Below are 11858 nucleotides of genomic sequence, written 5' to 3'. Positions count from 1 at the left end.
TCCACCCCGCAACGCGAGTAGCGTAGAGAGGCAACGTTGCGAATCGGGAGGTCGAAGTGGGCAGGATCACCACCCGCCAGAAAGTCGTGCGCATCACTGCGGCCGACGGTCAGGACGTCGAGTTCGTCCGACGCTTCGACACACTCGCGGCTGAAGAGCCGCTGGAGATCCGGGTCGGCGGTGCGCCGCTCACGGTCACGATGCGCACCCCCGGACACGACGTGGAGCTCGCCGCTGGATTCCTGGTCTCTGAGGGCGTCATCACCGGCAGCGATCAGTTCGCCTCGGCGATCCACTGCGGCGGTCCCGGCACCGGCGGAACGATCCGCGAGACCGGGACCGGCGGCGTTCCGCTGGGCATCTACGCGCTCGGCGCGTCGGCTGCCGACGGCGGCAACACCTACAACGTGCTTGATGTCACGCTGGCGCCGGGAACACCGCTGCCCGACCCCGCGCGGGCGCGGCACTCGTACACGACCAGCGCCTGCGGCGTGTGCGGTGCGGCATCCATCGAGCAGGTGGCCACGACATCGGCGTTCGACGTGTCGGGTGATCCGCTGCAGGTCGAGCCGTCGTTGCTGGCCGCGCTGCCGGGCGCACTGCGCGACCGGCAGGAGGTGTTCGAGAAGACCGGCGGCCTGCATGCTGCGGCGCTGTGCGACGCGGCAACGGGTGAACTGCTGGTCGTGCGTGAAGACGTGGGCCGGCACAATGCGGTCGACAAGGTCGTGGGCTGGGCGGTGCTCAACGGCCGTCTGCCCCTGACCGGCATCGTGCTGCAGGTGTCGGGGCGGGCGAGCTTCGAGCTGGTGCAGAAGGCGGTGATGGCCGGGATTCCGATGCTGTCGGCCGTGTCGGCGCCGTCGTCGCTGGCCGTGGAGATGGCGGAGAAGACGGGGCTCACGCTGGTGGGATTTGTGCGGGGTGCGTCGATGAACGTCTACTCCCGACCGGATCGGATTCGGACGGATGTCCTCGAACCCGTGTGAATGCGCACGCGTTTCTGCGCGTCGACCTTGCAAGCCTGTGCGTTCGCTGATAAGCCTAGGGATGAGGGCAACGTCGGCTGCTCGACGGCGTCGTCCTCCGAGTGAGCGAGCAAAGGAGCGTGCTTCACGATGACGGGTAAGGCGCCGGTTCAAGACATCGACGAGGATGCCACGGCCATGGAGGTCGGCGAGCCCAAGCATTGGGCTGCAGGTGTCCCGGGCGTGTTGCATTCGATGGTCCCGGCCATCAAGGACATGGGTCTGAGCCGCGCGCTCACGCTCGTGACCGACATGAATCAAAAAGACGGCTTCGACTGCATGAGCTGTGCGTGGGCCGATCCCGAGGAGCGCAAGACCTTCGAGTTCTGCGAGAACGGTGCGAAGGCCGTCACCTGGGAGGCGACGCCCGTCACGATCCCGACCTCGTTCTGGGCCGAGAACTCGATCACGAGTCTTGAAGGCAAGTCGGAGTACTGGCTGGGCATGCAGGGCCGGCTCATCGAGCCCGTCTACAAGCCGAAGGGCAGCGACAACTACGAGCCCATCACGTGGGATGCCGCGTTCGCGCTGATCGCCGAGCGGTTGAAGGCCATGGACTCGCCGAACGAGGCGACCTTCTACACCAGCGGACGCACGGCCAACGAGACCGCCTTCGCCTACCAGCTGCTGGCGCGGACGTTCGGCACCAACAACCTGCCCGACTGCTCGAACATGTGCCACGAGTCCACAGGCAAGGCCTTGGGCGAGGTGATCGGCATCGGCAAGAACACGATCGCGTACAAGGACTTCGAGAAGGCCGATCTGATCATCATCATGGGTCAGAACCCCGGCACGAACCATCCGCGCATGCTGACCGCCCTCGAAGAGGCCAAGCAGGCCGGCGCGGAGATCGTCGCGGTCAACCCGCTGATGGAGGCGGGCCTGGTCCGGTACAAGAACCCGCAGACCGTGCGCGGCATCCTCGGCAAGGGCACGGGCCTGGCCGACCAGTATCTGCAGATCCGCGCCGGTGGCGACGGATGGCTGATGAAGGCCATCTCGCAGAAGGTGTTCCAGGCCGAGGACGCGCGGCCCGGCACCGTGCTGGACCATGCCTTCCTCGACGAGCACTGCTCGGGCCTGGACGAGTTCCGCGAGCACGTCAAGGATCTCGACCACGAGATGGTGCTGCGCGCCACCGGGCTGACGCAGGCTCAGATCGACGAGCTGGCCGAACGGTATCTGCGCGCCGACAAGGTCATCATCACGTGGGCGATGGGGCTGACCCAGCATCGGGATGCCGTGCGCATCCTGAAGGAGGTCATCAACCTGCTGCTGCTGCGCGGCAACATCGGCAAGCCCGGTGCCGGAGCCTCGCCGATCCGCGGGCACAGCAACGTGCAGGGCGACCGCACGATGGGCATCTGGGAGCAGATGCCGGAGAAGTTCCTCGCCGCGCTCGACAAGGAGTTCGGCACCACCGTTCCCCGCGCGCACGGCTACGACGTCGTCCAGTCGGTCGAGGCGATGCTGGCCGGCAAGACCAAGGTGTGGATCTCGATGGGCGGCAACCTCGTGTCGGCCGTCTCCGACACGCACGCCGCCGAGGAGGGGTTCCGCAAGGTCGGCCTGAATGTGCAGATCTCGACCAAGCTCAACCGCAATCACCTGACCGTCGGAGACGAGGCGCTCATCCTGCCCGTGCTCGGGCGCACGGAGATCGACATGCAGGCCGCCGGCCCGCAGATGCTGTCGGTCGAGGACTCGGTCTGCGCGATCCACTCGACGCGCGGCAAGGTCAAGCCGATCTCGCCGCTGCTGCGCAGCGAGATGTCGGTCGTGGTCGGCATCGCGCGTGCGCTGCTGGGCGATGACGGTCCGGTCGACTGGGCATCGTTCGAGCGGGACTACGACGTCGTGCGCGACCACATCGAGCACGTCATCCCCGGATTCGACGACTTCAACAAGCGACTGCACGCCGACAACGGGTTCATCCTGCCGCACGGGCCGCGCGACTCGCGCACGTTCCCGACGGCGACGGGCAAGGCGATGATCACGGTCAACGACCTCGAGTACCTCGACTGCCCTCCGGGACGTTTGCTGCTGCAGTCGATGCGCGCGCACGACCAGTTCAACACGACGATCTACAGTCTCGACGACCGCTACCGCGGCATCAAGAAGAGTCGTCGTGTGATCTTCGTGCACCCTGACGACCTCGCGGACCTCGGTTTCGCCGACGGCGCGATCGTCGACGTGCACAGCGAATACACCGACGGGGTGGATCGCGCGGTGCACGGCTTCAAGGTCGTGGCCTTCCCGACCTCGCGAGGTTGTGCGGCGACGTACTTCCCCGAAGGCAACCCGCTCGTACCGCTGGGTCTGACGGCGCTGGGCAGCAACACCCCGGCATCGAAGGGGGTCGTCATCAGGCTGGAGCCGGCGGCGACCGCCGGCGGCGCGGATGCGGCGGGAGCACCCGGGACACTGGCGACAGCGGGCCGCTGACGATGCGGCCCTGAGACGGCCGCGGACAGCGCACGGGACCACCTCGTGCGCCTTGTCCGCGCGCCCGCACGACGATCGTGCGACACAGAGAGGATGGACAATGATGTCTTCAGCCACAACAGCAGGTGGTACGACCCGAAAACCGACCGCAGGCCGATGGTGGATCGTCATCGCCGCCCTGCTGCTGCAGTTCGCGATCGGCGCCGTGTACGCGTGGAGCGTCTTCGGCAAGGCGCTGGCGGATCCGGGCGCGATGAACCTCACCACCTCGGAGGCGTCGCTGACGTTCACCGTGACGATCGGCATGATCTTCATCGGCAGCTACATCGGCGGCAAGGTGCAGGACCGCACCGGACCCCGCCCCGTGGCCCTGACCGGCGGCATCATCTACGGCCTCGGCTGCATACTCGCATCGTTCGCGGTCTCGCATGACTCCAGCCAGCTGTGGCTGCTCGTGCTCGGATATGGCGTGATCAGCGGCTTCGGCCTGGGATATGCCTACATCGTGCCGATCGCGATGCTGCAGAAGTGGTTCCCCGACAAGCGTGGCCTGATCACCGGTCTCGCCGTGGCAGGCTTCGGCTTCGGCGCGGTGGTCACCGCTCCCGTGGCGCAGTGGCTGATCGCGATGACGCCGACCGAGCCGAACCGGGCATTCCTGCCGTTGGGCATCGGATACCTGGTGCTGGCCATCGTCGGCGCGGCGTTCTTCCGCAACCCTCCGGCCGGCTACACGGTGCCGGGCTGGACGCCGGCGGTGGGCGGTCGCACGCATGACGCGTACAAGCAGTTCACCGAGAAGGAGGCGCTGCGCACACCGCAGTGGTACCTGCTGACGGCGATCCTGACGCTGAACGTGACGGTGGGCATCGCCCTGATCGCGCAGGCGGCGGCCAGCGCGAAGGACATCGCCGGCTACACGGTGGCCGGGGCTGCGGCCCTGGTCGGTGTGCTGGCGCTGTTCAACGGCGGCGGCCGGATCTTCTGGGCGTGGATTTCGGGGTTCACCGGCCGCATGTGGGCGTTCGCGCTCATGCTCGGCCTGCAGGGCATCTGCCTGCTGCTGATCCCGCACGCCACGAACGCCGTGCTGTTCTTCGTGCTGGCGGCGGTGGTCTACCTCTGCTACGGCGGCGGCTTCGGCACCATGCCTGCCACGGCCGGTGACTTCTTCGGAGTCAAGCACGCCGGCGCCATCTACGGCCTGATGATCATCGGCTGGAGCCTGGGTGGCATCATCGGCCCGCCGATCATCGCTGCCCTCATCGGCGACGGCGAGGTGAAGAACTACACGCTCGGCTACACCGTGATCGGCATCATCGCACTGGTGTCGCTGATCATTCCGGCGATCACCCGGATGCCCAGGCCCGAGAAAGCGGCTTCGCCGGTCGTCGAGGCTCTGCCGGACGTCGTGGGCGAAACCGAATAGCCCACAGCAACACAGCAACACGGAGAGGCGGCACCCGGACTGGCCGGATGCCGCCTCTCTTGTGCGCTGCCGGCTACGGGCGGCGCAGCCGCTGTGGGTCGGGGGCCGAGACCGGGTCCCAACCACGGCGGGTGGCGCGGGCGCCGCTGCGGTGCTCGTCGCGCGAGCGGTACACGATGTACGGGCGGAAAAGGTACTGCACCGGCGCCGAGAACACGTGCACGAGCCGCGTGAAGGGCCACAGGATGAACAGCAGCGTGGCCGTCAGCGCGTGCAGCTGGAACATCAGCGGAGCCCCGGTCATGAGGTCGGGCCGCGGCTGCAGGAGCAGGATGCTGCGCACCCAGGGTCCGATCGTCGCACGGTACTCGTATCCGGGGCCGAACAGCTGGTAGATGAAGGTGGCCAGCGTGCCGAACACGAGCGTGAGCCCGAGGAAGACGTACATGACCTTGTCCATCGGCGTGGTCGCCAGGAACACCGGGCCCACGGTGCGGCGTCGATAGATCAGGATCGCAAGGCCGGCCAGCGTCAGGATGGCCGCGGCGGTGCCCAGCACCGTCGCACCGATGTGGTACATGTGCTCGTCGATGCCGATCGCATAGAGCCACTCGCGGGGGACGAGCAGACCCACGGCGTGCCCGACCAGGACGCACAGGATGCCGAAGTGGAACATCGGCGATCCCCAGCGCAGCAGGCGGTTCTCGTACGTCTGACTGGACCTGGTCGTCCAGCCGAACTTGTCGTAGCGGTACCGCCAGATGTGCCCGACGACGAACACCGCGATGCCCGCGTACGGCAAGGCGACCCACAGGAGCATGGACAGGGTGTTCATCGGTCCTCCCTCGCATTCGGTGCGTGTGGCGAGTACGGGGGCAGATTGCCGAGGAAGCTCAGCCCCACCGTCTCGGTGGGCGGCCCTTCACTGATCAGGTCGAGGTAGCGCTCACGCGTGGCCTCGTCGATCGGGGGCAGCGACAGCGTGACCGCACGGGTCACGTCCGCCCACGGGCTGTCCATGCCCTCCAGCGCCGCCCGCAGCACCTCGATGCCTTCGCGGTGGCTCGACAGCAGGGCCCCGGCGATCTCGGATTCGCTCATGGCCGAGAACTCCAGCACCGCCGGCAGATAGTCGGGCAGCTCGGCGGCGTCGAACTCCCACCCGGCCGCACGGTATGCCTCCAGGATCGTCACCAGCGCCGTGCCGCGCTTGCGCGTGTCGCCGGTCGCGAAATACGTCAGATACAGGCTGCACTTGCGCTTCAGATCGAACGTCGTGACATACAGCCGCTCCCAGTCGCCCGCACCGGCCCGGATCGCGGCATCCATGAACTGCTCCAACGGCGCGCGCAGCTTCTCCGGCAGCGGCGCGATCAGAGTTCGCACCGTCGCAAGCTTGGCGAACCACGCATCGTCGGGATAGTCCAGCAGCACCGCCGCGGCCATGTGCACGCGCTGTCGCTGCTGGCGGCTCAGGGTCAGCGCGTCCAGCTGCGGCGGCAGCTTGCGCCGCGGTGTGGCGCGCGCGCGTGATCGGGTGGCGAAGGCCATCAGGAGTCCTTGTCCTTGGGGGGGAACAGACCCTCGGGCTGGCCGTTGCCGTCCCAGTTGAGCAGGTTCACCCGTCCGGGGGTCGTCGGCCGGTCGGCGGTCTGCCGGGCCGACAGCGAGTGGAAGTTCTCCACCGCGACCGGCACGGAGTGTCCGCTGGACGAGCCGAACGGGCCGGCACCGCCCATACCCGGGCCGCCATCGTAATCCAGCGAGCAGGCGAGCTCTTCGAGCTCACGGGCCTGCTCGGCGTGGGCGGCGGGGATGACGTAGCGGTCGTTGTACTTCGCGATCGCCAGCAGGCGGTACATCTGTTCGATCTCGGTTCCGGTCATCCCCACCGAGGCGGCGATCGACTCGTCGCGCTCGCCGTCGATGTTGATGCCGCGCATGTACGAGCGCATCGCGGCCAGCTTGCGCAGCGACGAGTCGACGGGCGCCACGTCGCCGGCGGTGAACAGCTCGGCCAGATACGAGATCGGGATTCTCAGCTTGTCGATCGCGGCGAACAGGGTGCGTGCGTCCTCGCCGTCGCTGCCCGACGAGGTGATGACATCCACCACCGGCGACAGCGGGGGGATGTACCAGACCATCGGCATCGTGCGGTACTCGGGGTGCAGCGGCAGGGCCACCTTGTACTGCGAGATGAGCTTGTGGATCGGGCTGTTCTGCGCCGCTTCGATCCAGTCTTCGGGGATGCCGTCGCGGCGGGCGGCCTCGATCACCTCGGGATCGAACGGGTCGAGGATGACGCTGCGCTGCGCGTCCAGCAGTTCGTGCTCGTCCTCGACGCTCGCGGCCTCGGCCACCCGGTCCACGTCGTAGAGCACCAGGCCCAGGTAGCGCAGGCGCCCCACGCAGGTCTCCGAGCACACGGTGGGCAGGCCCACCTCGATGCGCGGGTAGCACAGCGTGCACTTCTCGGCCTTGCCCGTCTTGTGGTTGAAGTACACCTTCTTATAAGGGCAGCCCGAGACGCACATGCGCCAGCCGCGGCACTTGTCCTGGTCGACCAGCACGATGCCGTCTTCGGCGCGCTTGTACATCGCACCGGAGGGGCAGGATGCCACGCACGACGGGTTGAGGCAGTGCTCGCAGATGCGCGGCAGATAGAACATGAACGCCTGCTCGAAGTCGGCGTGCACCTGCTCGCTCATCTTGCGCAGGATCGGATCGTCCTGCATCGTCTCGGCCGAGCCGCCGAGATCGTCGTCCCAGTTGGCTGACCATGAGATCTTCATGTCTTTGCCGGTCAGCAGGCTCTTGGGCCGGGCGACCGGCGTATGCGAGCCCGCCGGCGAGTTCAGCAGCATGTCGTAGTCGTACGTCCACGGTTCGTAGTAGTCGTGGATCTCGGGCAGGTTCGGGTTCGAGAAGATGTGCGCGAGCTTGTTCAGCCGGCCGCCGCTGCGCAGCTTGAGGCGTCCGCGCTTGGTGCGCACCCAGCCGCCGCCCCACTTCTCCTGATCCTCGTACATGCGCGGGTAGCCGACGCCCGGGCGGGTCTCGACGTTGTTGAACCACACGTACTCCACGCCGGTGCGGTTCGTCCACGCCTGCTTGCACGTGACCGAACAGGTGTGACATCCGATGCACTTGTCGAGGTTCATCACCATCGACATCTGCGCCATGACCTTCATCGGTACTGCACCTCCTGGCTGCGCCGGCGGATCGTGGTGACCTCATCGCGCTGGTTGCCGGTGGGGCCGAGATAATTGAACGCCCACGCCAGCTGCGCGTAGCCGCCGATGAGGTGGCTGGGCTTGAGCAGGATGCGGGTCAGTGAGTTGTGGATGCCGCCGCGTTTGCCGCTGGTCTCGGTCAGCGGCACATCGACCGTGCGATCCTTCGCGTGGTACATGTACACGGTTCCCTCCGGCATGCGGTGCGACACGATCGCTCGGGCCACCACGACGCCGTTGCGGTTGTACGCCTCGATCCACTCGTTGTCGCGCACGCCGATCTTGCCGGCGTCTTCGATGCTCATCCAGATCGTGGGGCCGCCGCGGCTCAGCGACAGCATGAACAGGTTGTCTTGGTATTCGGAGTGGATCGACCACTTCGAGTGCGGGGTCAGGTAGCGCACCGACACCTCGGTCTGACCGTCGGCGCCCGGGCCGGCGATGCGGTCCACGGTGCCGATCTTTGCGTCGCCGAACAGCCGATGCATGTCCAGCGGCGGTCGGTAGACGGGCATGTTCTCGCCGAGCTCTTCCATCCAGTCGTGGTCGAGGAAGAAGTGCTGCCGCCCGGTGAGGGTGTGCCACGGCTTGAGCTGCTCGACGTTGACGGCGAAGGCGGTGTAGCGCCGCCCGCCGTGCTCGGACCCCGACCACTCCGGAGAGGTGATGACGCTGCGCGGCTGGATCTGCACGTCGCTGAACGTGATGTGCGAGCCCGCGTGCTCCTCGGCCAGGAACGCCATCTTCTGCCCGGTCTTGACCTCGAGCTGCTGGAAGCCCTGCACGGCCAGGCGCCCGTTCGTGGTTCCCGAGAACGCCAGCACCATCTCGCATGCGCGCTTGTCGGAGTCCAGACGCACGCGTCCGGCCGTCGGCCCGGCCTCCACGACCCCGTTGAGCTGTTTGAGGGTCTCGATCTCGCGGTCGGGTCGGTAGGTGATGCCCTTCGTGGTCATGCCGAGCTTCTCGGTCAGCGGGCCGAGCGACTTCCACTGCTCGGCCAGAGCCGGATAGTCGCGCTCGACGACGATGAGCTTGGGCATCGTCACTCCGGGCTTGAGCGGCAGGTCCTTCACCGCGCCGTGAGGGGTGGCCAGGGCGTCGGGCGTGTCGTGCTGCAGCGGGGCGGCCACGATGTCGCGCCGCACACCCAGGTGCGTGCGGGCCATCTCGCTGAAGCGCTCGGCGAGCACCTTGAACGTCTCGAAGTCCGTGCGTGTCTGCCACGGCGGGTCGATCGCCGGGGTGAAGGAATGCACGAAGGGATGCATGTCGGTCGAAGACAGATCGTACTTCTCGTACCACGTGGCCGTGGGCAGCACGATGTCGCTGAACAGCGTCGTCGAGGTCATGCGGAAATCGCTCGTGACCAGCAGATCGAGCTTGCCGATCGGGGCATCCTCGCGCCAGCGGATGTCGCGGGGCCGCGACCCCTCGCCGGCCTCGCCCACGCGGATCGAGGAATCAGTGCCCAGTAGATGCTTGAGGAAGTACTCGTTGCCCTTGCCCGATGAGCCGAGCACGTTCGCGCGCCACATCGTGATCACGCGCGGGAAGTTCTCGGGAGCGTCGGGGTCTTCGCACGCGTAGTGCAGCGAGCCGTCGTTGAGACTGTCGACGATGTGCTGCGCGGGCTCCTTGCCCAGTGCCTCTGCTTCGTCGCACAGGTCCAGCGGGTTGCGCGAGAAGGTCGGGTAGCTCGGCATCCATCCGCGCTTGACGGATTCGACCAGGCAGTCAGCGGTGGTGCGCCCGTCGAACGTGCCGCGTGACAGCGCCGAGGACAGCTGGTTGGCCGGCAGCCCGTCGTAGCGCCACTGGTCGGTGGCCAGGTACCAGAACGCCGTGCCGATGGCCTGCCGGGGCGGGCGCACCCAGTCGGCGGCGCCGGCGTACTGGTTGTATCCGGTCAGCGGGCGCACCTTCTCCTGCCCGACGTAGTGCGCCCAGCCACCGCCGTTCACCCCCTGGCAGCCGGTCATCATCGTCAGCGCCAGGAAGGTGCGGTAGATCGTGTCGGAGTGGAACCAGTGGTTCGTGCCGGCACCCATCAGGATCATCGATCGTCCGCCGCTGCGGTCGGCGTTGTCGGCGAACTCGCGGCCGAGGCGCGTGGCCTGCTCGGCCGGGACCGAGGTGATCTCCTCCTGCCATGCGGGTGTGCCCGGCGTCGAGGCATCCTCGTAGCCGGTGGGCCATTCACCGGGCAGACCTGCGCGGCCGACGCCGTAGCGAGCGAGCATCAGGTCGAACACGGTGGTCACGGTGCGGCCGGCGACTTCCCGCACGGGCACCCCGCGGGCGACTGCTCCCGCACCGCCGGCGTGCTCGTGGCCCGCTTCGGGGGCGACGTCGAAGCGCGGGAGCATGATCTCGGCGCTCGCGCCGTCCCAGTCGGCGAGGTCGGCGATCGACAGCGGAGGAACGACGTCTCCGAGGTCGAGGTTCCACCTGCCTTCGTCTTCGGGTGAGAAGCGGTGCCCGAGCGACCCGTTGGGCACCACGACACTCCCGTCGGCGTCCAGGACGACCGGTTTGAACTCCCCGTGCACTGTGGGAGTCTGCGCGGGGAGGTCGAGGTCGGAGGCGGTGACGAACTTGCCCGGCACGAGCCGGTCGCCGTTGCGTTCGAGGGTGACCAGGTAGGGCGAATCGGTGTAGCGGCGCATGTAATCCTCGAAGCGCGCGGTGCGCTTGTGCACGAAGTGCTCGGTGAGGATGACGTGGCCCATCGCGATCGCCAGGGCAGCGTCGGTGCCCGGGTGCGGCGAGGCCCACTCGTCGGCGAACTTGGTGTTGTCGGTGTAGTCGGGCGAGACCACGATGACCTTCTGGCCGCGGTAGCGGGCTTCGGTCATGAAATGCGCGTCGGGTGTGCGGGTGACCGGCACGTTCGAACCCCACATGATGAGGTAGCCGGCGTTCCACCAGTCGGCAGACTCGGGCACGTCGGTCTGATCGCCGAAGACCTGGGGGCTGGCCACCGGCAGGTCGGCGTACCAGTCGTAGAACGAGAGCATCGTCCCGCCCAGCAGGTTCATGAACCGCGACCCCGACCCGTGCGAGATCATCGACATCGCCGGGATGGGCGAGAAGCCGGCCACGCGGTCGGGCCCGTACTTCTTCACCGTGTACACGTGCGCGGCGGCGGTGATCTCCATCGCCTCGTCCCAGGTGGCGCGCACGAGCCCGCCCTTGCCGCGCGAGCTCTTGTAGGCCTCGGATGCCTCGGGGTTCTCGGCGATGGCCGTCCATGCCTCGACCGGGTCGGGGAACTGCTGCTTGGCCTGGCGGTAGAGCTGCAGGAGCGTGTCGCGGATATACGGATAGCGCACACGCGTGGGCGAGTAGGTGTACCAGCTGAACGCGGCGCCGCGGGGACAGCCTCGCGGCTCGTACTCGGGGGAGTCGGGGCCTACCGACGGGTAGTCGGTCTGCTGGGTCTCCCACGTGATGATGCCGTCTTTGACGTACACCTTCCACGAGCACGATCCCGTGCAGTTCACGCCGTGCGTGGAGCGCACCACCTTGTCGTGCGACCAGCGATCGCGGTAGAACACGTCGCCGTCGCGCCCGCCCTCGAGGAACAGGGTGCGCAGGTCGGACGAGACCTCGCCCGGCCGGATGAACTTGCTCAGCTCCAGCAGTGTGTCGGCGAGCGGCCCGTCGGTGGCGGGTGTCGCCGTGCGGATGTCGGGGGTCATACCTTCTCCTCCACCTCAC

Annotated in this window: 7 protein-coding genes; 3 read left to right on the top strand and 4 right to left on the bottom strand. The window is 67.4% G+C overall.

The annotated features are described in order from the left end of the window. The first annotated feature begins 56 nt into the window (after nucleotides 1-56). From fdhD to QU603_RS12040, 3 genes are all read left to right on the top strand, one after another. On the top strand, nucleotides 57-989 hold the full coding sequence (gene fdhD, locus QU603_RS12050) for a formate dehydrogenase accessory sulfurtransferase FdhD (protein WP_308491626.1): 933 nt from the start codon (nucleotides 57-59) through the stop codon (nucleotides 987-989). Nucleotides 990-1118: 129 nt separating this feature from the next. Further along, nucleotides 1119-3473, top strand: coding sequence for an FdhF/YdeP family oxidoreductase (locus tag QU603_RS12045; protein ID WP_308491625.1), 2355 nt, complete (start codon nucleotides 1119-1121; stop codon nucleotides 3471-3473). 103 nt (nucleotides 3474-3576) lie between these two features. Continuing rightward, nucleotides 3577-4902 carry an L-lactate MFS transporter gene (locus tag QU603_RS12040; protein ID WP_308491624.1) on the top strand — a complete coding sequence of 442 codons (1326 nt, stop codon included), beginning with the start codon at nucleotides 3577-3579 and terminating at the stop codon, nucleotides 4900-4902. 73 nt (nucleotides 4903-4975) lie between these two features. On the opposite strand, the gene narI is transcribed toward QU603_RS12040, so the two are convergent. The 4 genes from narI to QU603_RS12020 are packed head-to-tail and all read right to left on the bottom strand — an operon-like array spanning nucleotide 4976 to nucleotide 11839. After that, nucleotides 4976-5737, bottom strand: coding sequence for a respiratory nitrate reductase subunit gamma (gene narI / locus QU603_RS12035; protein ID WP_308491623.1), 762 nt, complete (start codon nucleotides 5735-5737; stop codon nucleotides 4976-4978). Beyond that, a complete protein-coding gene (narJ, locus tag QU603_RS12030; protein ID WP_308491622.1) occupies nucleotides 5734-6453 on the bottom strand; it encodes a nitrate reductase molybdenum cofactor assembly chaperone in 720 nt (239 codons plus the stop codon). Before narJ ends, narI begins: the two co-directional genes overlap by 4 nt. After that, nucleotides 6453-8093: a nitrate reductase subunit beta gene (gene narH, locus QU603_RS12025; protein WP_308491621.1), complete on the bottom strand. Its 1641-nt coding sequence runs from the start codon at nucleotides 8091-8093 to the stop codon at nucleotides 6453-6455. Before narH ends, narJ begins: the two co-directional genes overlap by 1 nt. Further along, nucleotides 8090-11839, bottom strand: a complete 3750-nt coding sequence (locus tag QU603_RS12020) for a nitrate reductase subunit alpha (RefSeq protein ID WP_308491620.1) — start codon at nucleotides 11837-11839, stop codon at nucleotides 8090-8092. Before QU603_RS12020 ends, narH begins: the two co-directional genes overlap by 4 nt. Between the last annotated feature and the right edge of the window lie 19 nt (nucleotides 11840-11858).

It is taken from the genome of Microbacterium terrisoli (assembly GCF_030866805.1).
Lineage (GTDB): Bacteria > Actinomycetota > Actinomycetes > Actinomycetales > Microbacteriaceae > Microbacterium > Microbacterium terrisoli.
Note: the sequence above shows the minus strand (reverse complement) of the source record. Positions and strands in the feature narration are given on the sequence as shown.